This is a genomic window from Pseudomonas synxantha (assembly GCF_900105675.1).
In the GTDB taxonomy this organism is placed as follows: Bacteria; Pseudomonadota; Gammaproteobacteria; order Pseudomonadales; family Pseudomonadaceae; genus Aquipseudomonas; species Aquipseudomonas synxantha.
The window spans coordinates 3,798,300-3,824,454 of the sequence record NZ_LT629786.1; the positions used below are offsets into that span (position 1 = coordinate 3,798,300).

27 protein-coding genes are annotated in these 26,155 nt (G+C 61.1%); 12 read left to right on the forward strand and 15 right to left on the reverse strand.

From position 1 onward, the window contains the following. Positions 1-97 precede the first annotated feature (97 nt). Positions 98-1,174 (reverse strand): 23S rRNA (cytidine(2498)-2'-O)-methyltransferase RlmM, encoded by a 1,077-nt coding sequence (rlmM, locus tag BLU48_RS17585; protein ID WP_046071485.1) that lies wholly within the window; start codon positions 1,172-1,174, stop codon positions 98-100. A gap of 196 nt (positions 1,175-1,370) precedes the next feature. Between rlmM and acnA the strand changes: the two genes are divergently transcribed. Next, positions 1,371-4,112: an aconitate hydratase AcnA gene (acnA, locus tag BLU48_RS17590; RefSeq protein WP_057022082.1), complete on the forward strand. Its 2,742-nt coding sequence runs from the start codon at positions 1,371-1,373 to the stop codon at positions 4,110-4,112. Positions 4,113-4,238: 126 nt separating this feature from the next. On the opposite strand, the gene BLU48_RS17595 is transcribed toward acnA, so the two are convergent. Beyond that, positions 4,239-5,177, reverse strand: a complete 939-nt coding sequence (locus tag BLU48_RS17595; protein ID WP_057022081.1) for an aspartyl/asparaginyl beta-hydroxylase domain-containing protein — start codon at positions 5,175-5,177, stop codon at positions 4,239-4,241. A 224-nt stretch (positions 5,178-5,401) separates the two neighbouring features. Beyond that, positions 5,402-6,376 (reverse strand): cysteine synthase A, encoded by a 975-nt coding sequence (gene cysK / locus BLU48_RS17600; protein WP_057022080.1) that lies wholly within the window; start codon positions 6,374-6,376, stop codon positions 5,402-5,404. A 125-nt stretch (positions 6,377-6,501) separates the two neighbouring features. Here cysK and BLU48_RS17605 point away from each other — a divergent pair, with 125 nt between their 5' ends. The 3 genes from BLU48_RS17605 to BLU48_RS17615 all read left to right on the forward strand — a co-directional run bounded on the left by BLU48_RS17605 (position 6,502) and on the right by BLU48_RS17615 (position 9,753). Further along, positions 6,502-7,578, forward strand: a complete 1,077-nt coding sequence (locus BLU48_RS17605; protein ID WP_057022079.1) for a DUF748 domain-containing protein — start codon at positions 6,502-6,504, stop codon at positions 7,576-7,578. 151 nt (positions 7,579-7,729) lie between these two features. Further along, a complete protein-coding gene (locus tag BLU48_RS17610; RefSeq protein ID WP_057013318.1) occupies positions 7,730-8,575 on the forward strand; it encodes an AAA family ATPase in 846 nt (281 codons plus the stop codon). Continuing rightward, positions 8,575-9,753, forward strand: a complete 1,179-nt coding sequence (locus BLU48_RS17615) for a vWA domain-containing protein (RefSeq protein WP_057022078.1) — start codon at positions 8,575-8,577, stop codon at positions 9,751-9,753. Before BLU48_RS17610 ends, BLU48_RS17615 begins: the two co-directional genes overlap by 1 nt. 18 nt (positions 9,754-9,771) lie before the next feature. On the opposite strand, the gene BLU48_RS17620 is transcribed toward BLU48_RS17615, so the two are convergent. The 4 genes from BLU48_RS17620 to BLU48_RS17635 all read right to left on the reverse strand — a co-directional run bounded on the left by BLU48_RS17620 (position 9,772) and on the right by BLU48_RS17635 (position 12,851). Beyond that, complete coding sequence (locus BLU48_RS17620; protein ID WP_057022077.1) at positions 9,772-10,356, reverse strand: hypothetical protein; 585 nt, start codon at positions 10,354-10,356, stop codon at positions 9,772-9,774. 142 nt (positions 10,357-10,498) lie between these two features. Further along, complete coding sequence (locus BLU48_RS17625; RefSeq protein WP_057022076.1) at positions 10,499-11,413, reverse strand: 5-oxoprolinase subunit C family protein; 915 nt, start codon at positions 11,411-11,413, stop codon at positions 10,499-10,501. Then, positions 11,410-12,114, reverse strand: a complete 705-nt coding sequence (pxpB, locus tag BLU48_RS17630) for a 5-oxoprolinase subunit PxpB (RefSeq protein WP_057022075.1) — start codon at positions 12,112-12,114, stop codon at positions 11,410-11,412. The genes BLU48_RS17625 and pxpB overlap by 4 nt, the downstream gene beginning before the upstream one ends. Continuing rightward, entirely contained in the window at positions 12,111-12,851 is a 741-nt protein-coding gene (locus tag BLU48_RS17635) for a 5-oxoprolinase subunit PxpA (RefSeq protein WP_057013314.1), read from the reverse strand. The genes pxpB and BLU48_RS17635 overlap by 4 nt, the downstream gene beginning before the upstream one ends. A 175-nt stretch (positions 12,852-13,026) precedes the next feature. Between BLU48_RS17635 and BLU48_RS17640 the strand changes: the two genes are divergently transcribed. Next, on the forward strand, positions 13,027-13,941 hold the full coding sequence (locus BLU48_RS17640) for a LysR family transcriptional regulator (RefSeq protein WP_057022074.1): 915 nt from the start codon (positions 13,027-13,029) through the stop codon (positions 13,939-13,941). A 123-nt stretch (positions 13,942-14,064) separates the two neighbouring features. Here the strand turns inward: BLU48_RS17640 and BLU48_RS17645 are convergent, their stop codons facing one another. From BLU48_RS17645 to BLU48_RS17655, 3 genes are read right to left on the reverse strand one after another with little or no spacing between them, the layout of a single operon-like run. Further along, the gene (locus BLU48_RS17645) at positions 14,065-14,607 is read right to left on the reverse strand and encodes a DUF2937 family protein (protein WP_057022073.1); all 543 of its coding nucleotides are present in this window, start codon (positions 14,605-14,607) and stop codon (positions 14,065-14,067) included. 11 nt (positions 14,608-14,618) lie between these two features. After that, positions 14,619-15,395, reverse strand: a complete 777-nt coding sequence (locus tag BLU48_RS17650) for a class II glutamine amidotransferase (protein ID WP_003189615.1) — start codon at positions 15,393-15,395, stop codon at positions 14,619-14,621. 30 nt (positions 15,396-15,425) lie between these two features. Further along, positions 15,426-15,953, reverse strand: a complete 528-nt coding sequence (locus BLU48_RS17655; RefSeq protein WP_057022072.1) for a hypothetical protein — start codon at positions 15,951-15,953, stop codon at positions 15,426-15,428. A 24-nt stretch (positions 15,954-15,977) separates the two neighbouring features. Between BLU48_RS17655 and BLU48_RS17660 the strand changes: the two genes are divergently transcribed. Together BLU48_RS17660 and BLU48_RS17665 are read left to right on the forward strand one after the other, a co-directional pair. After that, positions 15,978-18,020, forward strand: a complete 2,043-nt coding sequence (locus tag BLU48_RS17660; RefSeq protein ID WP_057022071.1) for a S9 family peptidase — start codon at positions 15,978-15,980, stop codon at positions 18,018-18,020. A gap of 68 nt (positions 18,021-18,088) precedes the next feature. After that, positions 18,089-18,562, forward strand: coding sequence for a Crp/Fnr family transcriptional regulator (locus BLU48_RS17665; RefSeq protein WP_057022070.1), 474 nt, complete (start codon positions 18,089-18,091; stop codon positions 18,560-18,562). Here the strand turns inward: BLU48_RS17665 and BLU48_RS17670 are convergent. Beyond that, complete coding sequence (locus tag BLU48_RS17670; protein ID WP_057022069.1) at positions 18,559-18,837, reverse strand: hypothetical protein; 279 nt, start codon at positions 18,835-18,837, stop codon at positions 18,559-18,561. The genes BLU48_RS17665 and BLU48_RS17670 overlap by 4 nt on opposite strands. Before the next feature lie 78 nt (positions 18,838-18,915). Here BLU48_RS17670 and BLU48_RS17675 point away from each other — a divergent pair, with 78 nt between their 5' ends. Then, complete coding sequence (locus tag BLU48_RS17675; RefSeq protein WP_057022068.1) at positions 18,916-19,602, forward strand: spermidine synthase; 687 nt, start codon at positions 18,916-18,918, stop codon at positions 19,600-19,602. 54 nt (positions 19,603-19,656) lie between these two features. Here the strand turns inward: BLU48_RS17675 and BLU48_RS17680 are convergent, their stop codons facing one another. Continuing rightward, positions 19,657-20,577, reverse strand: a complete 921-nt coding sequence (locus tag BLU48_RS17680; RefSeq protein WP_057022067.1) for a ParB/Srx family N-terminal domain-containing protein — start codon at positions 20,575-20,577, stop codon at positions 19,657-19,659. A gap of 105 nt (positions 20,578-20,682) precedes the next feature. Between BLU48_RS17680 and BLU48_RS17685 the strand changes: the two genes are divergently transcribed. From BLU48_RS17685 to BLU48_RS17700, 3 genes are all read left to right on the forward strand, one after another. After that, a complete protein-coding gene (locus tag BLU48_RS17685; RefSeq protein WP_005786102.1) occupies positions 20,683-21,057 on the forward strand; it encodes a YajD family HNH nuclease in 375 nt (124 codons plus the stop codon). Positions 21,058-21,687: 630 nt separating this feature from the next. After that, positions 21,688-22,155 carry an RNA methyltransferase gene (locus BLU48_RS17695; RefSeq protein WP_010212123.1) on the forward strand — a complete coding sequence of 156 codons (468 nt, stop codon included), beginning with the start codon at positions 21,688-21,690 and terminating at the stop codon, positions 22,153-22,155. 67 nt (positions 22,156-22,222) lie between these two features. Beyond that, complete coding sequence (locus BLU48_RS17700; protein WP_057022066.1) at positions 22,223-22,573, forward strand: YgaP family membrane protein; 351 nt, start codon at positions 22,223-22,225, stop codon at positions 22,571-22,573. Positions 22,574-22,655: 82 nt separating this feature from the next. Here BLU48_RS17700 and BLU48_RS17705 read toward each other — a convergent pair whose 3' ends face one another. Together BLU48_RS17705 and BLU48_RS17710 are read right to left on the reverse strand one after the other, a co-directional pair. After that, a complete protein-coding gene (locus BLU48_RS17705; protein WP_057022065.1) occupies positions 22,656-23,876 on the reverse strand; it encodes a hypothetical protein in 1,221 nt (406 codons plus the stop codon). A gap of 14 nt (positions 23,877-23,890) precedes the next feature. After that, a complete protein-coding gene (locus BLU48_RS17710) occupies positions 23,891-24,340 on the reverse strand; it encodes a YcgN family cysteine cluster protein (protein WP_057022064.1) in 450 nt (149 codons plus the stop codon). Positions 24,341-24,493: 153 nt separating this feature from the next. Here BLU48_RS17710 and BLU48_RS17715 point away from each other — a divergent pair, with 153 nt between their 5' ends. Then, complete coding sequence (locus BLU48_RS17715; protein WP_056847323.1) at positions 24,494-25,078, forward strand: nitroreductase family protein; 585 nt, start codon at positions 24,494-24,496, stop codon at positions 25,076-25,078. 131 nt (positions 25,079-25,209) lie between these two features. Here BLU48_RS17715 and BLU48_RS17720 read toward each other — a convergent pair whose 3' ends face one another. Then, positions 25,210-26,142 carry a D-2-hydroxyacid dehydrogenase gene (locus BLU48_RS17720; RefSeq protein ID WP_046071462.1) on the reverse strand — a complete coding sequence of 311 codons (933 nt, stop codon included), beginning with the start codon at positions 26,140-26,142 and terminating at the stop codon, positions 25,210-25,212. Positions 26,143-26,155: the final 13 nt, after the last annotated feature.

The following is a 26,155-nucleotide window of genomic DNA, read 5'->3' on the forward strand; positions in this document are numbered from 1 at the left end:
TGTGGGAGTGGGCTTGCCCGCGATGACGTGGGCACATTCAACATAGATTTCGACTGTTATACCGCTATCGCGGGCAAGCCCGCTCCCACATTTGATTTCAGCGGCTTTTGGATTTCTTCACATCCACCAAACGGCGCAAGTGGCACGTCACTTCTTCCCGGTCGTGATACAGCTGCTTGCAACCGATTTCCACCCGTATGCCACGCGCCTTGAAGCCCTCTTCGATGCGCTCCAACAGGCGCTTTACTTCGGCGTAACGCTGCTTCATCGGCAGCTTGAGGTTGACCACCGCCTCACGGCAATGCCCCTCGCCGATCCAGGTTTCCAGCAGCGCCGCATTACGCGCCGGCTTTTCAACGATATCGCACACCATCCAGTCCACCGGTTGCTTGGGCACGAAGGTGAAACCGTCGGCCATCAGGTGTTGCACCAGGCCGGTGTCCATCAGGCTTTCGGCCATAGGGCCGTTGTCGATGGCGGTCACCAGCATGCCGCGGTTGACCAGTTGCCAGGTCCAGCCACCCGGTGCTGCGCCGAGATCAACGCCGGTCATGTCGCCGTGCAAGCGCTCGTCCCATTGGTCACGGGGGATAAAGTGATGCCAGGCCTCCTCCAGTTTCAGGGTCGAACGGCTGGGCGCGTCACGTGGGAACTTGAGGCGCGGGATGCCCATGGGCCACATCGCCGAGTTGTTCGACTCGGCCAGGCCCATGAACGCTTCGCGGCCGCTCTTGAAGGTCAGCAGCAGACGCGGCTTGCTCGGGTCGTCCACCAGGCGCCCGGCGCCCAGCAGGGCTTTGCGCAGGTGCACTTCGAATTTCTTGCAGAAGTTTGAGAGTTCCTTGCCGTCATTGGTATCGACCATCTCCAACCACAGGCTGCCGCACACCGGGAAATCGCGCAGGTGGGTAAGGATCACGCTGATGCGGTCGGTTTCCGGCAGGTCGATAAACACCCCGCGCGCCCACTGCCTGGGGAAAATCAGCTCGGCAAAGCGCTGGCCGTGCATCAGGCGCTGGGCGCCGTCTTCCTCGGTGCAGACAAATTCGGCGCAGGCGCTGCCGGTCTTGGCCTTGGCGTAGCCGGAAACGTTCAGGCGCGCGGCGTGTTCCGCGATCTCGGAACAGACTTCGCCTTCAAACCCCGGGCGGCAGTGCATAAAAAGGGTGTTCATCAACTCTCCTGGTGAATCAACTGACCTTGCGCTATCGCAATGCCTGTCATGAAAACGCGCGCATGATAGCCGAGTTCGGAACCTTGGGCTCGGCGATAGAGTCCAGTTATTAGCTTGCTATTGAAAACAGCGCTAACGTGATAGCTCTGTTCGTCCCGTCAGGTCCGTAGCCGTGCGGACCATAAGGAGTCATGTAATGTCATCCCTTGATAGCCTGAGAACCCTTAAAACCCTGGAAATAGACAGCAAGACTTACCACTACTTCAGCCTGCCCGAAGCCGCCAAGAGCCTGGGTGACCTGGATAAGCTGCCGATGTCCCTCAAGGTGCTGCTGGAAAACCTGCTGCGCTGGGAAGATGCCAAGACCGTCACCGGCACCGACCTCAAGGCCATCGCCGCTTGGCTTAAAGAGCGCCAGTCTGACCGCGAGATCCAGTACCGCCCCGCCCGTGTGCTGATGCAGGACTTTACCGGCGTGCCCGCGGTGGTCGACCTGGCTGCCATGCGCGCCGCCGTGGCCAAGGCCGGTGGCGACCCGCAGCGTATCAACCCGCTGTCGCCGGTGGACCTGGTGATCGACCACTCGGTGATGGTCGACAAGTTCGGCACTACCAGCGCCTTCGAACAAAACGTCGATATCGAAATGCAGCGCAACGGCGAACGCTACGCCTTCCTGCGCTGGGGCCAGAGCGCCTTCGACAACTTCAGCGTAGTCCCGCCGGGCACCGGCATCTGCCACCAAGTCAATCTCGAATACCTGGGCCGTACTGTGTGGACCAAGGAGGAAGACGGCCGTACCTACGCCTTCCCTGACACCCTGGTCGGCACCGACTCCCACACCACCATGATCAACGGCCTTGGCGTACTCGGCTGGGGCGTGGGCGGGATCGAAGCCGAAGCGGCGATGCTCGGCCAACCGGTATCGATGCTGATCCCGGAAGTGATCGGCTTCAAGCTCACCGGCAAGCTCAGGGAAGGCATCACCGCCACCGACCTGGTGCTGACCGTCACGCAGATGCTGCGCAAGAAAGGCGTGGTGGGTAAATTCGTCGAGTTCTATGGCGACGGCCTGGCCGACCTGCCCCTGGCCGACCGCGCCACCATCGCTAACATGGCTCCGGAATACGGCGCCACCTGCGGTTTTTTCCCGGTCGACGAAGTGACTCTGGACTACCTGCGCCTGTCCGGCCGCCCGGTAGAAACGGTCAAACTGGTGGAGGCCTACACCAAGGCTCAGGGCCTGTGGCGCAACGCCGGCCAGGAGCCGGTGTTCACCGACACCCTGGCCCTGGACATGGGCAGCGTCGAAGCCAGCCTCGCCGGGCCCAAGCGCCCGCAGGACCGTGTGTCCCTGCCGAATGTCGGCCAAGCGTTCAGCGATTTCCTCGACCTGCAATTCAAACCCACCAGCAAGGAAGAAGGCCGCCTGGAAAGTGAAGGCGGTGGCGGTGTGGCCGTGGGCAATGCCGACCTGATCGGCGAAACGGACTATGAGTACGACGGCCAGACCTATCGCCTGAAAAACGGTGCCGTAGTGATCGCTGCGATTACCTCATGCACCAACACCTCCAACCCCAGCGTAATGATGGCGGCCGGGCTGGTGGCTAAAAAAGCCGTGGAAAAAGGCCTGACCCGCAAACCTTGGGTCAAGACCTCGCTGGCCCCAGGTTCTAAGGTGGTCACCGATTATTACAAAGCCGCGGGCCTCACCCAGTACCTCGACAAGCTCGGCTTCGACTTGGTGGGCTACGGCTGCACCACCTGTATCGGTAACTCCGGGCCATTGCCCGAGCCTATCGAAAAGGCCATTCAGAAGGCTGACCTTGCCGTGGCCTCGGTGCTGTCGGGTAACCGCAACTTCGAAGGCCGCGTACACCCGCTGGTGAAAACCAACTGGCTGGCCTCGCCGCCCCTGGTAGTCGCCTATGCGTTGGCCGGCACCGTGCGCATCGACATCAGCAGCGAGCCACTGGGTAACGACCAGAACGGAAACCCGGTGTACCTGAAGGATATCTGGCCCAGCAGTCAGGAGATCGCCGACGCAGTGGCCCAGGTCAGTACCAGCATGTTCCACAAGGAATACGCGGAGGTGTTTGCCGGTGACGAGCAATGGCAGGCGATTGAAGTGCCGCAGGCTGCAACTTATGTGTGGCAGAAGGATTCCACCTACATCCAGCATCCGCCGTTCTTCGACGACATTGCCGGCCCGCTGCCGGTGATCAAGGACGTCAAGGGCGCCAACGTGTTGGCTCTGCTGGGGGATTCGGTGACCACCGACCACATCTCCCCTGCCGGCAATATCAAGACCGACAGCCCGGCCGGTCGCTACCTGCGCGAGCAAGGCGTGGAGCCGCGTGACTTCAACTCCTACGGCTCACGCCGGGGCAACCATGAAGTGATGATGCGCGGCACCTTCGCCAATATCCGTATCCGCAATGAAATGCTCGGCGGTGAGGAAGGCGGCAACACGCTGTATATCCCCACCGGCGAGAAGATGGCGATCTATGATGCGTCGATGAAGTACCAGGCCTCAGGTACGCCGCTGGTGGTGATTGCCGGCCAGGAATACGGCACCGGCTCCAGCCGTGACTGGGCGGCCAAAGGTACCAACCTGCTGGGGGTCAAGGCGGTGATCGCCGAGAGTTTCGAGCGCATCCACCGCTCCAACCTGGTGGGCATGGGTGTATTGCCGTTGCAGTTCAAGCTGGACCAGAATCGCAAGACGCTCAAGCTCACCGGTAAGGAGAAGATCGACATCCTCGGGCTGACCGATGCCGAGATCGAACCGCGGATGAACCTGACGCTGGTGATTACCCGGGAAGATGGCAGCAGCGAGAAGGTTGAGGTGCTGTGCCGGATTGATACCTTGAATGAAGTGGAGTACTTCAAGGCGGGGGGGATCTTGCATTATGTGCTGCGTCAGTTGATTGCCAGCTAAAGATCGCTGGAGATCAAATGTGGGAGGGGGCTTGCCCCCGATGGCGGTGGATCAGGTACAGATATTCAACCTGACACACCGCTATCGGGAGCAAGCCCCCTCCCACAGTTTTGACCGTATTTCAAATCAGCCGAACAACCATTTCCACAGCAGCACCAGCACCACTACTGCCAGCACTGGCCGCGCAATGCGGTAAGCCTTGGGATGCTTGCGCTTCCACTGCTTGACCTGGCTACTGAACTTGTCGCTGAACGTCTTGCTCCAGGCGTAGGCCTGGTTGATGCCACCCACGCGTTCGTCATCGAGGTTCTGCGGAGCGGTAGCACGGCCCAGTTGCTTGCTGACCCAGCGGTTGATACGGGTCATCAGGCGGTTGCTCAACGGACGTTCGATGTCGCAGAACAGGATCACGCGGGTCTGCTCGGTTTCGTTCTTGACCCAATGCACGTAGGTTTCGTCGAACATCACGTCTTCACCGTCGCGCCAGGCGTAGACCTGGCCATCGACGAAGATGCGGCAGTCGTCGGAGTTCGGCGTGGACAACCCGAGGTGATAGCGTAGGGAACCAGCGAACGGGTCGCGGTGCGGGTTGAGGTGACTGCCGCCCGGCAACAGCGCGAACATCGCGCCCTTGACGTTGGGAATGCTGCTCACCAGAGCCACGGTCTTCGGGCACAGGGCCTCGGCCGATGGCAGGGGTTTGTCGTACCACTTGAGGTAGAAGCGCTTCCAGCCCTTCTTGAAGAAGGAACCGAAGCCGGCGTCGTTGTTCTTTTCGGCAGCGCGGATGTAGCCCTCGTCGAACAGGTGCATGGCCTCTTCGCGGATCACTTCCCAGTTGTCCTTGAGCACGTCCAGTTCGGGGAACTTGCTGCGGTCCAGGTAGGGCTTGGACGGCACTGCGGAGAACAGGTACATCAGGGCGTTATACGGGGCGAACAGCGCCGAATGGTTGACGAACTGGCGCAACATCGGCAAACGGGCCTTGCCGCGCAGGTGGACATACAGCGTGCTGCCAATAAACAGCAGCAACACCGACAGTTTGGTGGCCAAGGAAAAGGTCATGCAGCAACTCCTGGAAATAAGCGCCTGGCCAGCAAACTTCCGTCAACGGGAAACCAGACGTAATAGCTGGCCATGATAAACACTTGGAGCATTATGCAGAAGGCCCAGGCCAATGAGCTGACCTGAATCAACCTCGATGATGAGTGGCCGATCAGGGGCCGACGCAGAGCGTCTTGGGCGGCATTCCCACGCAGAACGTGGGAACGATCAGCGGCAGCCGTTGATCAGGCCTGGTTTTCCTGGTCGGTAAACAAGTCGCTGAACAACATGCTCGACAGGTAGCGCTCACCGGAGTCCGGCAGGATCACCACAATGGTCTTGCCCTGCATTTCCGGCTTCTCGGCCAGGCGTACCGCCACGGCCATGGCGGCGCCGCAGGAGATGCCGCACAAAATGCCCTCTTCCTGCATCAGGCGCAGGGCCATGGCCTTGGATTCTTCGTCGGTCGCCAGTTCCACGCGGTCAACCATCGACAGGTCGAGGTTCTTTGGCACAAAACCGGCGCCGATGCCCTGGATCTTGTGCGGGCTGGGCTTGATCTCTTCACCCGCCAACGCCTGGGTGATCACCGGCGACACCATCGGCTCGACGGCCACCGACAGGATCGGCTTGCCCGCCGTGTTCTTGATATAGCGCGACACACCGGTGATGGTGCCGCCGGTCCCCACCCCTGCCACCAGCACGTCCACGGCGCCGTCGGTGTCGTTCCAGATTTCCGGGCCGGTGGTTTTCTCGTGGATCGCAGGGTTTGCCGGGTTATCGAACTGGGCCGGCATGAAGTAGGTGGTCGGATCGCTGGCGACGATGTCGCCGGCCTTGTCGATGGCTCCTTTCATGCCTTTGGCCGGCTCGGTCAGCACCAGCTCGGCTCCGAGGGCCTTGAGCACTTTACGGCGCTCAAGGCTCATGGACGCTGGCATGGTCAGTAGCAGTTTGTAGCCACGGGCGGCAGCGACAAACGCCAGGCCGATACCGGTGTTGCCGGAAGTCGGCTCGACAATGGTCATGCCAGGCTTGAGCTTGCCGCTGCTTTCCGCGTCCCAGATCATGCTCGCGCCAATGCGGCACTTCACCGAATAACCGGGGTTGCGCCCTTCGATCTTGGCCAGGATGGTCACGCCACGCGGTGCGATGCGGTTGATCTGGACCAGCGGCGTATTACCGATGGAGTGCGCGTTGTCTGCAAAGATACGGCTCATGACGGGTCCTATTGGCGACTTTGAAGAAGGCCCCAAGGGTATGCCTCGTACTTCAACGCGTCCAGACGGTGGAACGTTGCGTTCATCAGAACAGTCAATCTCCTACAAGCAAGGAGAACCTCCCCATGAAACGTCGCTACAGTTGGCCGTTATGGACAATCGCCGCGCTGCTGGTGCTGCTGGTTGCCCTGGACCTGGCCCTGCCGTACCTGGTGCGTAACTACCTGAATGACAAGCTCGCCGACATGGGCGATTACCGCGGCCAGATCACTGACGTGGACCTGGCGCTGTGGCGTGGCGCCTACAAGATCAACGGCCTGCAGATCGTCAAGGTCGACGGCAAGGTGCCGGTGCCGTTCGTCAAGGCGCCGCTGATTGATCTGTCGGTGAGCTGGCATTCGCTATGGTATGACCATGCGGTGGTGGCCGAGGTGGAGTTTCTCAAGCCTGAGCTGAACTTCGTCGATGGTGGGGCCAATAAACAGGCATCCCAGACGGGTAAGGGCACCGACTGGCGTGCCCAACTGGGCAAATTGTTACCGATCACCCTTAACGAAGTACGCATCCGGGACGGCAAGATCGCCTTCCATAACTTCAACTCCAAGCCCGCAGTGAACCTCTACGCCACCCAGGTCGACGCCAGCTTCTTTAACCTGACCAACGTGGTCGACGTCAAAGGCAAGCGCGACGCCACTTTCGAGGGCAAGGGCATGCTGCTGGGCCAAGCCCCGCTGGAAGCCAGCGCGACCTTCGACCCGCTGAGCAACTTTGAAGACTTCGAGTTCCGCTTTCGCGCCAAGGAAATCCAGCTCAAGCGCCTGAATGACTTCGCCGCGGCCTATGGCAAGTTCGACTTCAATGCCGGTAGCGGCGCGGTGGTGGTCGAGGCCCAGGCCGAAAAAGGCCAGTTGAGCGGTTATATCAAGCCGTTGCTGCGAGATGTGGAAGTGTTCAATTGGCAGCAGGACGTGGAAAACAAAGACAAAGGTATTTTCCGCTCGATATGGGAAGCCGTGGTCGGTACCGGCGAGACCGTGCTGAAGAACCAGAACAAGAACCAATTTGCTACCCGGGTAGAACTCAGTGGCAGCGTCCATCAGCAAGATATCAGCGCGTTCTCCGCGTTTTTGCAGATTTTACGTAATGGTTTCGTCCAGGCTTTCAATGCAAGGTACGAACAACCCAAGCCCAGCGCGGACTAAAAAATGTGGGGAGGGGCTTGCCCCTCCCACATGTACCGCACGGGTCAATGGGAAGTGACCGGCCATTCAGAGACTGAATAACCCGTCTGCGTTCACAGTCGCCAGGGCTGCGCGGTATAGTCCGGACATTGATGAATTCGAGGAATGACCGATGAAGTTCGAAGGCACCCAGGCCTATGTGGCTACCGATGACCTGAAACTGGCCGTCAACGCCGCCATCACCCTGGAGCGGCCGTTGCTGGTCAAGGGCGAACCGGGCACCGGCAAGACCATGCTCGCCGAGCAACTGGCCGAATCCTTCGGTGCCCGACTGATCACCTGGCACATCAAGTCAACCACCAAGGCCCATCAGGGCCTGTACGAGTATGACGCGGTCAGCCGCCTGCGCGATTCGCAACTGGGTGTGGACAAGGTCCACGACGTGCGCAACTACTTGAAGAAGGGCAAGCTCTGGGAAGCCTTCGAGTCCGAAGAGCGGGTGATCCTGCTGATCGATGAAATCGACAAGGCCGATATCGAGTTCCCCAACGACCTGTTGCAGGAACTCGACAAGATGGAATTCTACGTCTACGAGATCGACGAGACCATCAAGGCCAAGAAGCGCCCGATCATCATCATTACCTCCAACAACGAGAAAGAGCTGCCGGACGCCTTCCTGCGCCGCTGCTTCTTCCACTATATCGCCTTCCCTGACCGCCCCACTCTGCAGAAGATCGTGGATGTGCACTACCCGGACATCAAGAAGGAGCTGGTCAGCGAAGCCCTCGATGTGTTCTTCGATGTACGCAAGGTGCCGGGCCTGAAGAAAAAACCGTCCACCTCCGAACTGGTGGACTGGCTCAAGCTGCTGATGGCCGACAATATCGGCGAAGCAGTGCTGCGCGAACGCGACCCGACCAAAGCCATCCCGCCGCTTGCCGGTGCCCTGGTGAAGAACGAGCAAGACGTGCAGCTGCTGGAACGTCTGGCGTTCATGAGCCGTCGCGGTAATCGATAATGTTGCTCAACCTGTTCAATGAAATGCGTGCAGCCAAGGTGCCGGTGTCGGTACGCGAGCTGCTCGACCTGATCAACGCGCTGAAACAGCGCGTGACCTTCGCCGACATGGACGAGTTCTACTACTTGGCCCGGACGATCCTGGTCAAGGACGAGCGGCATTTCGACAAGTTCGACCGCGCCTTCGGGGCTTACTTCAACGGCCTGGAAAAGCTCGATGACCACTTGCAGGCACTGATTCCCGAGGACTGGCTGCGCAAGGAGTTCGAACGCTCCCTGAGCGATGAAGAACGCGCGCAGATCCAGTCCCTCGGCGGCCTGGACAAGTTGATCGAGGAATTCAAGAAGCGCCTGGAAGAACAGAAAGAACGGCATGCCGGCGGCAACAAGTGGATCGGCACCGGCGGCACCAGCCCGTTTGGTTCCGGTGGCTACAACCCGGAAGGCATTCGCGTGGGTGACGCCGGCAAGCGCCAGGGCAAGGCGGTGAAAGTCTGGGACCAGCGCGAGTACAAGAACCTCGACGACCAGGTGGAGCTGGGCACGCGCAACATCAAGATCGCCCTGCGCCGGCTGCGCAAGTTCGCACGCCAGGGTGCCGCCGAAGAGCTGGATATCGACGGCACCATCGACCACACCGCCCGCGACGCCGGGTTGCTGAATATCCAGATGCGCCCCGAGCGTCGCAACACCATCAAGCTGTTGTTGCTGTTCGATATCGGCGGTTCGATGGACGCCCATGTGAAAACCTGCGAAGAGCTGTTCTCCGCCTGCAAGACCGAGTTCAAGCACCTGGAGTACTTCTACTTCCATAACTTCGTGTACGAATCGGTATGGAAGAACAACCAGCGCCGCACCTCGGAGCGCACCTCCACCCAGGACCTGCTGCACAAGTACGGCGCCGACTACAAGGTGATCTTCATCGGCGATGCAGCCATGGCGCCCTATGAGATCACCCAGGCCGGCGGCAGCGTCGAGCATTGGAACGAGGAGCCTGGGTATGTGTGGATGCAGCGCTTCATGGCCAAGTACAAGAAGCTGATCTGGATCAACCCGTACCCCAAGGACACCTGGGGTTATACGGCATCGACCGCAATCGTGCGGGAGCTGGTGGAGGATCAGATGTATCCGCTGACCTTGCGCGGCCTGGAGGAAGGCATGCGTTTCCTGGCCAAATAAGCCGCCTCGGCAGGCCCTTTACGGCCGATTCAGCAACGGTTTGCAGGGTGGCGTCGACGGCGTGGGCCTGCGCGCATCATGCCAGCCGAACAGCAGGAAGTTACTGGAGAACCGCCGCACCAGTTCTGCATCGACACCATTGACGCGGCCGTCGTTGTTCACGTCCTGGCTGATATGGGCGCCATCGGCGGTGCCCACCTCGTTGGTAAAATAAGCCGCTGTGTAGGCCAGTGACTCATCATCGAGCTGCCCCTCGCCTTGGTGAAAATGCAGGCGCACGGTGTCTGGTATGCCATTGGCATCGAAGTCTACGGCAAACACCATCAGGTATTTATCGGCGGAGCCATCCTGGCTGAACCAGTTGAACTCGAGGAATTGCTGGGCGAACTCCAGCGCCATGGCTGCATCCAGCGTGTCAGTGACACCGTTATGGTTGATGTCGTCAGCCAGCCTCCAATCAAGCCTGCCATCGCCCTTCATATCCACCGCTGCAGCCGCCATGGCAAGGGGCTGCGCGAGTGTGTCGTCGTAAAAATCCAGGTAAACCACGTCGGGCCTGGCGTTGTCGGTAATATCGTAAGCACGCAGAATCAAGAATCGCATAATACAAACTCGTAACAAGAAGAACCGACAGGCTCCCATTGCTGCGCCTCGAGGTCGACAGCCTCAAGCCGTCAGGGCAAGTCAGGCAATTCTGGCGTCCCTGTCCGGCCAGGGCAGTGCCTTCGCTGACCCATGAGCTCGATTACGGGTTGGTGTATTGCGCCAGATACCTCAGATGCTGCGCGTGGGCGCCAGGCTGCACCATAGGCGCCAGTTTCAATGTCGCACCGGGCAGGCATTGCGCCAATCGTGCCAGCGACAACGGCGTCAACGCTCCCAGGCGCGGATAGCCGCCAATGGTCTGGCGATCATTGAGCAACACGATCGGCTGCCCATCCGGCGGCACTTGGATCGCTCCCAGCGGGATACCTTCGGAAATCAACGACGGCCCCTGGTATTGCAGCGGTGTACCGAGCAAGCGCATGCCCATGCGATCAGCGCGGCTGTCGAGGGCCCATTCGGTGTTGAACGCATCGAACAGGCTCTGCCCACTGAACTGGCCAATCTGCGCACCGATGATCACGTCCAGGGATGCAGCGGATGGCAAATCCGGGTTGGCCAGCACTTTCATCGCGCCCCCGGTCCCGGAATAAGTTAACTGAGCGCCTTCAGCCAAGGCTTTGCCGAAACCGTCCACCCCACCCAATGCCTCGCGTACCACCGTGGCACAACTGCCGAGCACGGGCGGCGCGTCGAAGCCGCCCGGCGCCGCCAGGTAAGCCCGTGCCCCCTTGAACGGCTGGGTAAAGCGCAAACGCTGGCCCTTTTGCAGGATAAAACTGCGCCCAGGGCTGATGGCGCGATCATCGATGTAGGCGCCCAGGTCCGCACCGGCCAGGGCCAGCAGGCAATAGTCCTCGGCCTGCACGGTAAAGCCGCCGAGGGTGACTTCCACCACCGGCGCATCCAGGGCGTTGTCCAGCAGCCAATTGGCCCAGGACATGGATACCCAATCCAGCGCGCCGCCCTGGGTCACGCCGAGGTGGCGCACGCCAAAACGCCCGGCGTCCTGCAACAGGCACAGCGGCGTGCTGGCCTCGATGATCAAGCGGCTCATGCCTGCGCCTCCAACGGCGTGTCATCGCCTCCCAGGTGGATGAATTCGGCATGGTCGACCGCTTCGAAGCGTACCGTGTCGCCGGGTTGCATCAGGCTGTAGCCGTCGCGATCGCGGTCGAACAGCTTGGCCGCAGTGCGGCCGATCAGGTTCCAGCCGCCCGGGGACACCACCGGGTAGGCGGCGGTTTGCCGTTCGGCAATGCCGACGCTGCCAGCGGCCACGCGTTTGCGCGGGGTGTTGAGGCGCGGCGTGGCGAGGGTTTCGTCCACCAGCCCCATAAAGGCAAAACCTGGGGCGAAGCCGAGGGCGAACACCTGGTATTCGTGGGCGCTGTGGCGGCGGATCACTTCATCCACCGCCAACCCGCTACGCTGGGCCAACAGGGTCAGTTCCGGGCCGACACTCAGGTCGTACCACACCGGCAGCACATGGCACTGGCCGCTACCCTGGGCCTGGGGTTGCAGATCGGTAAGGGCCTGGTCGATCAGTTCCCGGGCCTGGGCCGGGGTCAGCGTCGTGAGATCGTAATGCACCATCAAGGTGGTATAGGACGGCACCAGGTCCACCAACGCCGGGCCGAACCCAGCGCGCAGGCGCTGGGTGGCGGCGAGCATCCACGGCATATTGGCTTCGGCAATCACCTCAAACAGACGCACCATCAGGCAGTCGATGGCCACCACTTCAATGCGTGGCTTCATGCTGTCTTCAACGCTTCACGGATTCGCTGCACCGCAGCCACCGAGCTGGCGTTGTCGCCATGCACGCACAGGGTATTGGCCTGCAACACCAGCGCACTACCGTCGCTGGCGACCAGCGGAGCGCCACGGGAAATGGTCAGGGCCTGCTGCAAGATAGTGCCGGGATCGTGATGCACAGCGCCGGGCAGCTGGCGGGAGACCAGATGGCCGTTGCTGTCATAGGCGCGGTCGGCGAAGGCTTCGAACCACAGGATCACGCCATATTCGTCGCCCAACGCCTGGGCCGCGCTGTTGTCGCGGGTGGCCAGCAGCATCAGTGGCAGGTCACCGTAGGCGGCCACGGCCTGGATCACCGCACGCAACTGCGCCGGGTTCGCCATCATGTCGTTGTACATCGCGCCGTGGGGCTTCACATAGCTGACGCGACCGCCCTGGGCCCGGCAGATGCCGTCCAGCGCGCCGATCTGGTAGTGCAACAGATCCTGGATTTCCTGGGGCGTGTAGTGCATGGAACGCCGGCCAAAGCCCTGCAGGTCTTGATAGGCCGGGTGAGCGCCGACTTGCACGCCATGCTTGAACGCCAGGCTGACGGTCTTGCGCATGATGCTCGGGTCGCCGGCATGAAAGCCGCAGGCCACGTTGGCGCAGTCGATGAACGGCATGACTTCGGCGTCCAGACCCATGGTCCAGTTACCAAAGCTTTCGCCGATGTCGCAGTTCAAAAGCAGGCGGCTCACGGTGGTCGCTCCTGTAGGCTTTGTTTTTTTGTAGTGTGGGATTTATTACACAGAACTGGCAACTTGTCCTGGCACCCCTACGACGCTTATCGTGGAACAGCTCGATTTTTGGCGTTTGCCCGGTGTGACGTCCAACTAATAAAAACCGATCCATGCATAAGAAAAAGTTGATCCCATGAATTTGAAGTTCCTCGAAACCTTCGTCTGGGTGGCCAAGCTCAAGAGTTTTCGCCTGACCGCCGAGAAGCTATTCACCACCCAGGCCTCGATTTCCAGCCGCATCGCGGTGTTGGAAAGCGAGTTGGGCGTGAAGCTGTTCCTGCGTGACTCCCGCGGCGTGAGCCTGACCCCGGAAGGCTTGAAGGTGCTCGATTACGCCGAACAGATGATGGTGACCATGCAGGGCTTGAAGCAGTCTCTGGAAACCAGCAGCAGCAAGGTCGGGCGCATTCGCATCGGTGCGATGGACACCGTGATCCACACTTGGCTGAGCCCGCTGGTCGCGGAGTTGATGGATCATTTCCCCCTGGTAGAAATCGAGTTGGTCGCCGATACGGCGCTTAACCTCAGCGATCAGCTACAAAAAGGTTTCCTCGACCTGATCCTGCAAACCGACCTGCTGCGCCTGGAAACCGTACGCAGCCTGGAACTGGCCAGTCACCCCATGGCCTGGATCGTCGCCAGCCAATCGATCTATCACCGCGACTACGCCTCGCTGGCCGAACTGGCCCAGGAGCGCATCATCACCTACTCGAAAAACTCCCACCCGCACCAGGACGTAATCAGCCTGATGCAGGCCAACGGCGTGGCCGCGCCACGGATGAACTGTGTGAACTCGGTGTCGGCGATTACCCGGTTGCTGCGCGATGGCTTCGGCATTGGCGCACTGCCGCCGGTACTGGTCAGCGAAGAACTGGCGCGGGGCGAATTGGTGATGCTGCCGATGGCCCAGCGCCTGCCGAACTTGCAGGTAGTGGTGTCATGGCGCGTGGGGGTGGAGTTGGTGGAGGAGATTGTGGGGTTGTGCCAGAAGGTGGTGGCCCGCTACGCCGAGGAAGTCGGTGAAGAACGGATGGTGCTAAGCCACTGACTAAACCGGATCCAAATGTGGGAGGGGGCTTGCTCCCGATAGCAGAGGGTCAGTCGATGAAGATGTTGACTGACCTGCCGCCATCGGGAGCAAGCCCCCTCCCACATTTGGCCGAGTTGGGCGTTAGAGGCCCTTGAGGTCCCGCTCTTCGATGGGCCGGCTCTGACGCAAGCGCCTGCCGCCCAACACCACCCAATCAATCAGGCGGTACAGGCATTCGATGCCGAACGACAACAGCATCGCCCCGCCCAGGCCCCAGCCCATGGCTTCGGGTGTGAGCAAGATCTGGTAGCTGTAGCCATTCCAGGTTTCCTGGCGGATATCCGGGTCGGCGGCCACCGCCACTTGCAGCACGCGGATGTACCACGGGCCCTGCATGGCCTGGAATTGCTTGTCCAACTCAAGCTGGCGATCGAGCATCGCGCCCAGGCTGCTGGCGTCGCTCTGGAACACCGGGTCGTCACTGGCGCGGTAATGGGCCACCAAGGCCTGCAAGTCCCCGTTGAAGAACTGTTGCGCCGTGGATTCAAAGCCGCGCAGGCCGGTCTGGGCCTCGATCAGGTGGGCCTCGACGCGCTTGGCGTAGTCGCTGATAAACCCCGGCACCTGCACGCCGACCAACAAGCCAATGGCAAACAGCACCAACCGCAGATAGCTAAGCAACATGGTCGATATCCTTACTCGGTAACGCCCTGGCTGACGCATTCACCGCGTCGCCATAGGCTCCATTGGCCCGGTTCGTAGCGGGTCCAGTTTTCGTTGTCGGTCAGGGGTTCGGTGGCGATCACCGTTACCACGTCATTGGGGGTGGTTTCGGCCTGAAAATCGACGATCACATCGACATCTTTCAAGCGCGCCGGGCCAAAGGGCGCGCGCCGGGTAATCTGCGCCAGTTTGGTCGAGCAGTAGCAGAACAGCCAGTCGCCATCGCTGAGCAGGCAGTTGAACACGCCCTTGCTGCGGTATTCGGCGCAGGCGGCGATCAGGTCCGGTAGCACTTGCTCGATGTCTACCGGCTCGGGGAAGGCTTCGCGCACGCGGTTGAGCAGGTCGCAGAAGGCCGCTTCGCTGTCGGTATCGCCCACCGGACGGTAGAAGGTGGCGCGGGGGTTGAAGTCCGCCAGTTGGCCGTTGTGGGCAAAACACCAGTTGCGGCCCCATAGCTCACGCACGAACGGGTGGGTATTGGCCAGGCTCACCTTGCCCACATTGGCCTGGCGGATATGGCCGATCACCACTTCGCTCTTGATCGGGTAACGCTGCACCAGCAACGCGACTTCCGACTCACTGCTGGCGGCCGGGTCCTGGAACAACCGCAGGCCACGCCCTTCGTAGAAGGCGATACCCCAACCGTCGCGGTGCGGGCCGGTACGCCCACCGCGCTGCATCAGCCCGGTAAAGCTGAACACGATATCGGTGGGGACGTTGGCACTCATGCCCAATAATTCACACATGCCAGGGCTCTCGCTGCAGGGCGGACAACGTTAAAGGCGCGGTTCGACCCGCATGCCACTCACCGGCGCCGGGCGACGGAACGGTTCGTCGTCTTCCGGCTCGGCGGCCAGGGCAGCATCGGCAGCGGCCTTGCGCTCACGCCGGGCGTTGGCCGCACGCTCGATGGGCCAGCGGATCAGCACAAACACGATGTATAGGGCGAACACGATCATGGTGTACATGAACAGATCGGAAATCGCCCGCCAGGCGTTGTTGCCGACCTTGAGCACCAGGTCCAGGGCGGTAATCGCCACGGCCGGCGCGAACTGGGTCTTGACCGGGTCGACGATGGTCGGGCTCAGCAACAACACCGCCATCAGCAATTGCAACGGCTCGCGCAGCCAGCGCCACATCCAGCGGGTCATGCGCCACCACACCAACAGGCAGCCCAAAGCGGCGAAGGCGTAGAGGCCCCAAGCGGTCAGATAGTCGTTCTCGGTCATGGTGTCCATGGCAAGGTTGGCAAACAGGCGGCTATGATAACGGCTTTTGCGTGTCGCGGCTGCAATGCCTGCCACCTTCCGCCAGACAGAGAGTGATCCATGACGTCATCGACCGCCCCGATTGCCCGCAAGGCCCCAGGCCCAGACCCGTACGCCTGGCTGCAAGCGCGGGACACCCCAGAAGTGCTCGACTACCTCAAGGCCGAAAACGCCTGGCAGGAGACCCAGTTGGCCGACCAGCAGGCGCTGCGCGAGACCCTGTTCGAAGAGATCAAGGGCCGTATCCTTGAAACCGACCTGTCCCTGCCCTCCCCTTGGGGTCCGTACATGTACTACACGCGCACCACCGCCGGTGACGAATATGCGCGCCATTACCGCTGCCGCCGCCCGGCTGACGACAGCAACCAAGTGGATGACAGCAGCGAAGAATTGCTGCTGGACCCGAACGTATTGGCCAACGGCGGCTTTTTCTCCCTCGGCGCGTTCAGCATCAGCCCCGACCACCAGCGCCTGGCCTACAGCCTCGACACCAGCGGCGAAGAGATCTACACCCTGTTCGTGAAGGAATTGGCCACAGGCAAAGTCAGCGAACTGGCGTTCGAGAACTGCGACGGCAGCATGACCTGGGCCAATGACAGCCTGACCCTGTTCTTCGGCGAGCTGGACGACACCCATCGCCCGCACAAGCTGTATCGCTATCGCCTGGATGGCACGGCGGCGCAGGAAGTGTTCCACGAGCCCGACGGCCGTTTCTTCCTGCACTGCTACCGTTCCAGCTCCGAGCGCCAACTGCTGTTGGCCCTGGGCAGCAAGACCACCAGCGAAATCTGGGCGCTGGACGCCAACCAGCCGCACCTGGGCTTTACCTGCCTGGCACCACGTGTCGAAGACCATGAATACGATGTCGACCATGGCAAGCGCAATGGCGAATGGACATGGTTTATTCGCAGCAACCGCGATGGGATCAACTACGCGCTGTTCATCGCCGCCGATACCGGTGGCGTGCCGAGCGAAGATCAATGGCAAAACCTGATCCCTCACAGTGACGAGGTCATGCTCGACGGTGTGAGCCTGAACGCCAGCGCCATGACCTTGAGCCTGCGCATCGGTGGCCTGCCGGTCATCGAGGTGCACCCCGAAGACGTACCGGCCTATCGCGTGGAGTTGCCCGATGCGGCCTACAGCCTCTACGTACAAAACAGCCTGGAATTTCACAGCGACAGGATCCGCTTGCGCTATGAGGCCTTGAACCGTCCGGCCCAGGTACGTCAGCTCGAACTGGAGACAGGCGCCCAAGTGGTGCTCAAGGAAACCCCGGTACTTGGCGTGTTTAATGCTGACGACTACGTCAGCCAACGCCTATGGGCCACCTCCGCTGACGGCACCCAGGTGCCCATCAGCCTGGTGGTCAAGCGGGACCAGCTCGGCCAAGCGACGCCGCTGTACCTGTATGGCTATGGTGCCTACGGCCAAAGCCTTGATCCGTGGTTCTCCCATGCGCGCCTGAGCTTGCTCGATCGCGGGGTAGCGTTTGCCATCGCCCATGTGCGTGGCGGCGGTGAGTTGGGCGAAGCCTGGTATCGCAACGGCAAGCAGGAACACAAGCAGAACACTTTCAGCGACTTTATCGCCTGCGCCGAACACCTGATCGCCCAGGGCGTAACCACCTCCAGGCAACTGGCGATCAGCGGCGGCAGTGCCGGTGGCCTGTTGATCGGCGCCGTACTCAACCAGCGTCCGGAACTGTTCCAGGCAGCGATTGCCGAAGTGCCGTTCGTCGATGTGCTCAACACCATGCTCGACCCGGAACTGCCGCTGACCATCACCGAGTACGACGAATGGGGCAACCCCGAGGACCCCGAGGTGTATGCGCGCATCAAGGCCTACGCGCCGTACGAAAACGTCAGCGCCCAGGCCTACCCGGCCACGCTGGTGATCGCCGGCTACAACGACAGCCGCGTGCAGTACTGGGAAGCGGCCAAATGGGTGGCCAAGCTGCGCGACACCGCCACCTCCGACAACCTGCTGCTGCTCAAGACCGAGCTGGGCGCCGGCCATGGCGGCATGAGCGGTCGCTACCAGGGATTACGTGACGTAGCGCTCGAATATGCGTTTGTGTTCAAGGCGCTCGGGCTGATTTAGGAACTTACCGGGGCGGCCCTGTCTGAACAGGGGACCGCCCTACATATTGACGGACCAATACTGCTGCCATGCCACAAGCCACCTTACTCAACGACGAAATCCGCGACATGCTGATGGACTGCGGGCTGTTTGACCCGCTGCTGCCGGAAGATTTTCATATCGCCGCGGGCTACTTCAATATCAGCAGCATTGCCCAGGGCGAGGTGATTTTCCTCGAGGGCGATGCGGGCACCTTCATGTGCATCCTCCACACTGGCCAGGTGGCCGTGCAGAAAACCAACCACACCGGCCAGCGCCTGACCATCGCCACCCTGCGCAGTGGCCGGGCGTTTGGCGAAATGGCGGTGCTCGACGGCGAGCGGCGCTCGGCCAGTTGCGTCGCGGCCAGTGATTGCGTGCTGTTGAACCTGGGCAAGGATGCCCTGGAAAAAATGCTCAATGAAGCGCCCAGGGTGGCGGCCAAGATCATCCGCGCCATTGCCGTGGCCCTGTCCAAGCGCCTGCGCATGGCCGACGGGCAACTGTTATCTCAACAGTTTTAACCGCCGGGGGGCTTGGGCTTGCTGTCGTTCTGCTGCAGGCCGGGGACGGTCTGGTCCTTGGGCGGCGCGGGCAATACGATGGGCACCAGGGGCGGCGAGCCGTTGGTCTTGGGCACGGCCGGTGGCGTGACTTGCGGGTACAAGGTCGGCGTTGGCGTGCCCGGCGCGCCTGGGGTTGGAGCGGGCGCGACCGGAACGGTTTGCAACTCCTGAGCCTGCGCCACAGCAGATATGAGCGCGCTCAATACAATGACCGTTAGAATGCTGCACTTCATCGATGGCTCCATGGCCTGACCGGAATATCGTAAGGCTACTCCCAACTGCGCAAGAATGCCCTTCCCAATGAGATTTCCATGAAACGTTTCGTTCTGCTGGACACCACTCCGATCCCCGACAATGGCGGTGCCTTGTGCCTGTTCGAATACGGCGAGGACTTTGTCATCAAGATCCAGGGCGGTGACGGCGGCCAGCTGATGAACACGCGCATGCACGGCTCCGAAGACGCCCTGGCCGAGATCCCCTGCCGCAAGGTGGCCGGCCGCCCGGGTTCACGGGTGCTGATCGGCGGCTTGGGCATGGGTTTTACCTTGGCCGCAGCGCTCAAGCATTTGGGCAAGAGCGCCGAAGTGGTGGTGGCGGAGTTGGTGCCCGGGGTTGTGGAGTGGAACCGTGGGCCGCTGGGGGAAAAGTCCGGGCGCCCGCTGCTGGATCCACGCACGGTGATCCGTCTGGAAGACGTGGCCAAAGTGCTGCAGGCCGAGCCCCAGGGCTTCGACGCAATCATGCTCGACGTCGACAACGGCCCCGAGGGTCTGACGCAAAAGGCCAATAGCTGGTTGTATTCCGCCGGTGGCCTGGCCGCGTGCGCCAAGGCCCTGCGGCCCAAGGGCGTGCTGGCCGTGTGGTCGGCGAGCGCCGATAAGCTGTTCAGCGACAAACTGCGCAAGGCAGGCTTCAAGGCTGAGGAAGTCCAGGTGTTTGCCCATGGCAACAAGGGCACGCGGCATACCATCTGGATTGCAGAAAAGCTGAAGGGCTGAATCACCATCGATCAAATGTGGAGGGGCTTGCTCCCTCCCACATTTGGTACTGCTTCAGTCTCTGGTTTTGCGGTAATCGATTACATACGGCAGTTTTTTATCGAAAGTCTTTTCCAGCTCACTGTGATCCAGCTGGGTCATACCACCCAATTGCCGGGCCGTGAAACCGCTGTCGCCCACCTTTGACCCCGGCGCCAGGCTGACCATGCGTTGAGCCACAGCCTCAATGGCGTCCTTGTATCCGCCTTTCTTATTCAGGTTGTAGCTGCCCAGATCAATTTGCGTGCGCAGCCAGTTGCCCCAGTAGAACTCGAGGAATTCCGGCGCAATCGCACCGTCGGTTGGCTTGCCATAGGCGGCCTTGCGGGTGAAATACACCAGGCTGCGGAAAGTGTCGTCCTGCAGGTTCTTGAAGCCCAGGTGCGCTGGCAATTGCGCAGGTAGCAGCGTCTGGCCCTGGTTGTCCTTGAGCCAGACCTTGCGCGCAGCCTCCATGCGTTGCCAGAAGGTGGCAAGGTTCGGGCTGCGGCTGAAGTCGTCGGTGACCTTGACCCACATCTTCAAGCGCGGGCCGGCGCCGGGGGTCTCCCACAGGGTGGTGAAACTGTGATGACCATCAGTCAGGTACAGTTGGCCGCCGGGACCGACCACCACGGTTTTCATCTCATTTGGATAGGTACCCACCGCACGCTTGCAGGTGAAGCTGGCGGGCCGCAGCAGTTCGGCGTTCTTGGGCACCTGATCGGCCTCGCCCTGGCCATTGGTTTCGCAGTATTCATCGAAAGCCTTGGCGGGCTTGTCGGCGAACAGCCCCAGGCTGTAGTAGATCTGGTCGAAACCAACCACAGCCTGGGTCGGATGCAATTGTTCCAGGGCGACCTCGATCACCTGCCCCGGTTGTGGCGTCGAAAACGCCTGGACTTGCGCGGTAAGGGCACAGAGCACAAGCCCGATAGTCCATGAATGCAGACGCATGAATTTCCATTCCTTATCAGTCAGTGAACAATCCTAGCGGTCATTTACCGCGCAAGCGGCTAGAATCCACCTTATCCGTGACCCACCAAATAGCCAGGAGCCATGATGAGCTCGACTAACCCGCCCTCACACACCGCCAAGCTGGACCGCATCCTCGCCGATGCCCAGCGCGACCGCGAAATGGGCTATCGCGACAAAGCCTTGAAGATGTACCCCCACGTCTGCGGCCGTTGCGCCCGTGAATTCGCCGGCAAGCGCCTGAGTGAGCTGACCGTACACCACCGTAACCACAACCATGATGACAATCCCCAGGACGGCTCCAACTGGGAGTTGCTGTGCCTGTATTGCCACGACAACGAACATTCGCGCTACACCGACCAGCAGTACTTCGGCGAAGGCTCCACCAGCAGCCCGAGCATTGCCAAGGCGACGCATAATCCGTTTGCGGCGTTGGCGGGGTTGATGAAGAAAGACGACTGAAGATCGTCCTTGTCTGTACTGGCCTCATCGCAGCATAGGTATCTACACAACTTTGCAGTCGCCAACAGTAACTACGATGCGAAGCGAGCCGCTCTTGATCTTGCTCTTGATCTGCTTTTGATCTCAGGCGCCCCGTTAAACCACGCTGGCCGGAATTCGACAGGGATTTGGGGGGTAAACCGGCAGGGATGCCGGTTTAGCCGCCCCGCGCCATGGATGGCGCGTGGCGGCGGCCTCCCAAATCCATGGCGGATTACGGGCACACCGAGCCTGAGCGAGGTGCCGAGTGGTGGGGCAAGAGCCTTTTGGTTACTTTTGGGCTCTTTTCAAAAGTGACCCGCTGTAAAAGCGGAACCAATAGCCGCCGTTACCGCAGCAATGGATATGTACCCGGCCTGATCCAACATCCTGGTCGGCTGTCAGGCCGCCATCGGGGGCAAGCCCCCTCCCACAGTGTCCGACGGCGTACCAGAGGTTGTGTAGATACCCATGCTCATCGCAGGCAAGCCAGCTCCCACATTTGGAATGCATTCCCCTGTGGGAGCCGGGCTTGCCCGCGATGACGATCGCCCAAGCACTGCATACCCCCAGGCCGTATAATCGCCGTTTTTCTCCAAGGCACCCTTCCCCGTGGGCAATAAACGCTACAGCTGCATCGGTCTGTATAACCCCAAATCCCCCGAAAACGTCGGCTCGGTAATGCGTGCCGCCGGCTGCTACGGCGTGGCCTCGGTGTTCTACACCGGCGTGCGTTACGAGCGCGCCCGGGATTTCATCACCGACACCAAGAAGGTCCACCACGACATTCCGCTGATCGGCATCGACGACCTGAAAAAGATCCTGCCCCTGGGCTGCATCCCGGTCGCCGTGGAACTGGTGGAAGGCGCCCGCCCGCTGCCTGAATACACCCACCCCGACCGCGCGCTGTATATCTTCGGCCCCGAAGACGGCTCCCTGGACAAGGAGATCCGCGACTGGTGCGAAGACGTGATTTATATCCCCACCACCGGCTGCATGAACCTGGCGGCCACGGTCAACGTGGTGCTCTACGACCGCCTGGCCAAGGGCAACAACACCCGCTCGGGCCCCAAGTACTGATTTTCCGGGAACATCCGGCAGCCGCGCGCAGTCAGCTGGTAACACTTGCCCTTGTTGGAGACAGATCATGAGCGACAGCAAAATCTTGCAACCTATCATCGACGCCACGCCTTTGAGGACTCAGCCCGCCCAGAATGTGCATGGCTGGGAACGCATCGGTTCGGTGGCAGGCGGCGTGATGATGGCCGGCAAAGGCCTGCGCCGGGGTGGGATTTTTGGGTTGATCCAGGTGGCGATTGGCGGCATGGCCCTGGCCCGTGGTTTCACCGGCCATTGTTCGCTCAAGGACAGGCTGGAACATGGCCGTCAGGAAATGAACAGCGTGCGCACCAAGATCGAGCGGGCTGGGGAAGAGCTGAAGAACTTGAAGACCCAGGCCGAAGTGGAGGCTGAGAAGGCAGTAAAACCCAAAGCCTGACCTGAGTATTGGACATGCTGGAGATCCAAATGTGGGAGGGGGCAAGCCCCCTCCCACATTTTGAATTGCACAGGGCTTGGAATCAGCGCAATAGTTTGCTGTCCAGAACCACCGACGACTCGCCGATTACACTTTCAGCCAGTTGCACAAACTCCTTGGTATCAATGCTGTTCACCCGCATCACTGCCTGCGCCAGATCATCCAGGGACCGCTTGTTGTGGGTTTTGACACGAATCTCCCGGTCGAGGTCCTGCAACACCAGCACTGCCCGCGCTACACCAGCGATGCCGATCTGCTCGCCCCTCAGGGTAGTGACCGCCTTGCTCTCTTTGGCCAGCCGCGCCTGGATCGCCGCATAACGCTCATCGGTGATGCCTCCGGCACGCCTCATCAATTCAACCGCGTAATACTCCCCCAACCCTTCACTGATCCAGTCACTGCTGTCATGGTCGTCAAAGCGTCCGATAGCCTGCACCACTTCGCGCAGCAAAGGGCTGCTGCCGGTTTCGCTGACCAACGGGGCACGGCTGTTGAGGTAGATCGAATCGCGCAATGAATAGGCGCCACGGCGCATCGGGTCACTGGCGCCCACGATCAACAATTTGCCGGGATGGCGCGGGAATGCGGCTTCCACCTGGGGCCAGATGAACGTCAACAAGGTCAGCACGTCCATACGGCGCATGCCCTGCCCCTTGGGCGAGGCCACGGTGATTTCGGTTTCGCCCAGGCGCAGACGGCGGCTGCCGAGGTTACCGGCGAGCATCCAGCCGGTAGGCCGGTCGAACAGGCGGGACACGTTATCGATGCGGAATTTATGCTTGCCAATGCGCGGCCAGGCGGTTTCGACACTCTTCCAGCCCGTGGGCAACTCGAACGCCAGGCGCGAGACCAACTCAATGCCATCTTGCTGATCGAGACGCGCAGCCGGCACCAGGTCTTCACCGCGCAGTAACGCCCAACCCGGCGTGACCCGTGTGTCATAGATGCCCGGCTTGCGCGTATGGCTCAGGCGCACTTTGTAGGTCAGGCTGGCTTTGTCGGCGCTGGGTTGCCACAGGCCACGGCTGCCCGTGACCTGCCATTGGCCGTCGGCCTTGAAGTCGCTGTAGTCGCCCTCGCGGCCCAAGTCGAAGTCCAGGCTACGCACCGCCGAGCCTTGAGACAGGCTGACGCGCACCTGCGCCTGATCGCTTTGGGGCAGCAGCTTGACGTGATAGTCCAGGTCGACTTTCTTCGCGCACCAGCCCGGCCCGCTCAGCGCCAGCAATACCAGGCCCGCGGCTAACTTGGCTGCCACCTTCATACACACTCCTTTGTTCAGCCTGCGCGGAAGATCAGGTAGTCCTCCCAGTCGTCCTCGGGCACGCTGCCTTCGCTGAGCATGCGCCCGGACTGGGAAATGCGTTCGTGGTGCACCGCGTCACGGTCGCCGCAGACCAGATGGTGCCAGAGCGGCAGATCCTTGCGCTCGCTGACCAAGCGGTAGCCACAGGTCGGGGGCAACCATTTGAATTGGTCGGCCTGGCCCGGGGTGAGCTGGATACAGTCCGGCACCGATGCGCGGCGGTTGGGGTAATCGGTGCACTGGCAGGTTTTCAGGTCGAGCAGCTTGCAGGCGATACGCGTGTAATAGACGCTGTTGTCGTCTTCATCTTCAAGCTTTTGCAGGCAGCACAGGCCACAGCCATCGCACAATGACTCCCACTCCTGCTGATCGAGCTGCTCAAGGGTTTTGCGTATCCAGAAAGGTTCGACTTTGGCGGCCATGGCTCTACATCAGTATCGGAAGCTGAAAAGGCCGCCAGTCTAGTGCCCAAGCCCGCTGGGGCCAAGCGCTTACGACTGACGGTGTAGCAACACTTGTCAGACTACTGAGCCCGCAGTAGTTTTGAGCACCGAATTGACGATCAGGAACAACCCATGACACGCGTTGCCGATTACCCGATCCACACCCAATTCACTGAACGCTGGTCGCCCCGCGCCTTTACCGGGGAAAGCATCCCGAAAGAGACCCTGCTGAGTTTCTTCGAAGCCGCACGCTGGGCACCGTCGGCCTACAACTCGCAGCCGTGGCGGTTTCTCTATGCGCGTCGGGACACCCCGGACTGGGAGCGTTTCCTGGGCCTGCTGAATGAATTCAACCGCAACTGGGCGCAGCACGCGTCGGCCCTGGTGATCATCGCCTCGAAAACCGACTTCATGGCTCCAGGTGCCACCGAAGAAACCCCGGCGCTATGGCACACCTTCGACACTGGCTCGGCCTGGGGCCATCTGGCGCTGCAAGCCAGCCTAAGCGGCTGGCATACCCATGGCATGGCCGGTTTCGATCAGGAGCTGACCCGCAAGGAGCTGAAGATCCCACAAGGGTACGCGTTGCATGCGGCCGTGGCCGTGGGCAAGCTGGGTGACAAGTCGAGCTTGCCGGAGTATCTGCAGGGCCGTGAAGCGCCGAGCCCGCGCAAGCCGTTGACTGAACTGGTGTCTGAGGGCGACTTCAGCCTGTAAGCCTAGTGCAACTCCAATGTGGGAGGGGGCTTGCTCCCGATAGCGGTGGGTCAGTTAGAAATGTGCTGACAGACATACTGCTATCGGGAGCAAGCCCCCTCCCACATTTTAGATTGATGCATGGCCAAGGATCAGTAGCCCCGGTCGAAGTCCACTTCCCCACGCAACGCTTGCTTGGCCTGGTAGGCGCGCACGTTTTGCACAAACAACGCCACCATCATCGACGGCGAGGTCGGTGCCGAGCTGTGCCCGGTCAACAGCAGACCCCACGCTGTCCAAAACGGGTGGCGCTGCGGCAGCGGCTCCTGACGGCACACGTCGATCACCGCGCCGGCCAGGTGCCCTTCTTTCAGGGCTTCAACCAGATCGGCATCCACCACCGCCACGCCGCGCCCGACGTTGATAAACAGCGCAGTGGACTTGAATTGCTTGAACAGTGCGCAGTCGTACAGGTCATGGGTTTCGGGCGTATTGGGCAGCAGGTTGATCACGTAATCGACCTCTCCCACCAAGCGGCCCAACTGGTCGAGCCCGGCCACTTCGATAAACGGTGCCTGTTCCCGCGCCGTACTGGCGATGCCATACAGCGTGACGCCAAACGGCACGAGAAAATCGGCGACGCTCTGGCCAATATCGCCGGTGCCGACAATCAGCACCTTGCGCCCCGCCAGGCTCTGGCCCATGCGGTTGTCCCACTTGCGCTCGACCTGGCTGACCAGGCGCGCCAGCACTTCGCGCTCGTGGCCCAGCATGTAGGTGAGGACGAACTCGGCCATGACCTGGCCATAAATCCCCACCGCACGGGTCAGGCGATAGTCGCGGGGCAAGCCATCGGCCAGCAGCGGCGTAATACCGGCCCAGGTCGATTGCAGCCACTGCGGGTGATGGCCCTGGCGCAACAGGGTCGCCAGCAGATCGGGCTGGCCCAGCCATACCGGGCAATCGGCGGCCAGCCGCGAGAGTTCGGCAGAATCGCCGCTGGTCAGCACTTCAAGGTCTGGGGCCGCTTCCTTGAGCAATTGGGCGTAGAGCGGGTGATCCTGTTCAGCAATCAGAACACGCATGGTTCAAACCTTT

Bases quoted from the DNA above. Each gene is read 5' to 3' on its own strand.
- BLU48_RS17710 (WP_057022064.1), bottom strand. From the start codon at position 24,340: ATGGCCGCCAAAGTCGAACCTTTCTGGATACGCAAAACCCTTGAGCAG.
- BLU48_RS17680 (WP_057022067.1), bottom strand. From the start codon at position 20,577: ATGCGTCTGCATTCATGGACTATCGGGCTTGTGCTCTGTGCCCTTACC.
- BLU48_RS17615 (WP_057022078.1), top strand. From the start codon at position 8,575: ATGTTGCTCAACCTGTTCAATGAAATGCGTGCAGCCAAGGTGCCGGTG.
- pxpB (WP_057022075.1), bottom strand. From the start codon at position 12,114: ATGAAGCCACGCATTGAAGTGGTGGCCATCGACTGCCTGATGGTGCGT.
- BLU48_RS17625 (WP_057022076.1), bottom strand. From the start codon at position 11,413: ATGAGCCGCTTGATCATCGAGGCCAGCACGCCGCTGTGCCTGTTGCAG.
- rlmM (WP_046071485.1), bottom strand. From the start codon at position 1,174: ATGAACACCCTTTTTATGCACTGCCGCCCGGGGTTTGAAGGCGAAGTC.
- BLU48_RS17705 (WP_057022065.1), bottom strand. From the start codon at position 23,876: ATGAAGGTGGCAGCCAAGTTAGCCGCGGGCCTGGTATTGCTGGCGCTG.
- BLU48_RS17610 (WP_057013318.1), top strand. From the start codon at position 7,730: ATGAAGTTCGAAGGCACCCAGGCCTATGTGGCTACCGATGACCTGAAA.
- BLU48_RS17660 (WP_057022071.1), top strand. From the start codon at position 15,978: ATGACGTCATCGACCGCCCCGATTGCCCGCAAGGCCCCAGGCCCAGAC.
- cysK (WP_057022080.1), bottom strand. From the start codon at position 6,376: ATGAGCCGTATCTTTGCAGACAACGCGCACTCCATCGGTAATACGCCG.
- BLU48_RS17665 (WP_057022070.1), top strand. From the start codon at position 18,089: ATGCCACAAGCCACCTTACTCAACGACGAAATCCGCGACATGCTGATG.
- BLU48_RS17720 (WP_046071462.1), bottom strand. From the start codon at position 26,142: ATGCGTGTTCTGATTGCTGAACAGGATCACCCGCTCTACGCCCAATTG.
- BLU48_RS17640 (WP_057022074.1), top strand. From the start codon at position 13,027: ATGAATTTGAAGTTCCTCGAAACCTTCGTCTGGGTGGCCAAGCTCAAG.
- BLU48_RS17645 (WP_057022073.1), bottom strand. From the start codon at position 14,607: ATGTTGCTTAGCTATCTGCGGTTGGTGCTGTTTGCCATTGGCTTGTTG.
- BLU48_RS17595 (WP_057022081.1), bottom strand. From the start codon at position 5,177: ATGACCTTTTCCTTGGCCACCAAACTGTCGGTGTTGCTGCTGTTTATT.
- BLU48_RS17685 (WP_005786102.1), top strand. From the start codon at position 20,683: ATGAGCTCGACTAACCCGCCCTCACACACCGCCAAGCTGGACCGCATC.
- BLU48_RS17650 (WP_003189615.1), bottom strand. From the start codon at position 15,395: ATGTGTGAATTATTGGGCATGAGTGCCAACGTCCCCACCGATATCGTG.
- BLU48_RS17605 (WP_057022079.1), top strand. From the start codon at position 6,502: ATGAAACGTCGCTACAGTTGGCCGTTATGGACAATCGCCGCGCTGCTG.
- BLU48_RS17670 (WP_057022069.1), bottom strand. From the start codon at position 18,837: ATGAAGTGCAGCATTCTAACGGTCATTGTATTGAGCGCGCTCATATCT.
- BLU48_RS17700 (WP_057022066.1), top strand. From the start codon at position 22,223: ATGAGCGACAGCAAAATCTTGCAACCTATCATCGACGCCACGCCTTTG.
- acnA (WP_057022082.1), top strand. From the start codon at position 1,371: ATGTCATCCCTTGATAGCCTGAGAACCCTTAAAACCCTGGAAATAGAC.
- BLU48_RS17620 (WP_057022077.1), bottom strand. From the start codon at position 10,356: ATGCGATTCTTGATTCTGCGTGCTTACGATATTACCGACAACGCCAGG.
- BLU48_RS17715 (WP_056847323.1), top strand. From the start codon at position 24,494: ATGACACGCGTTGCCGATTACCCGATCCACACCCAATTCACTGAACGC.
- BLU48_RS17675 (WP_057022068.1), top strand. From the start codon at position 18,916: ATGAAACGTTTCGTTCTGCTGGACACCACTCCGATCCCCGACAATGGC.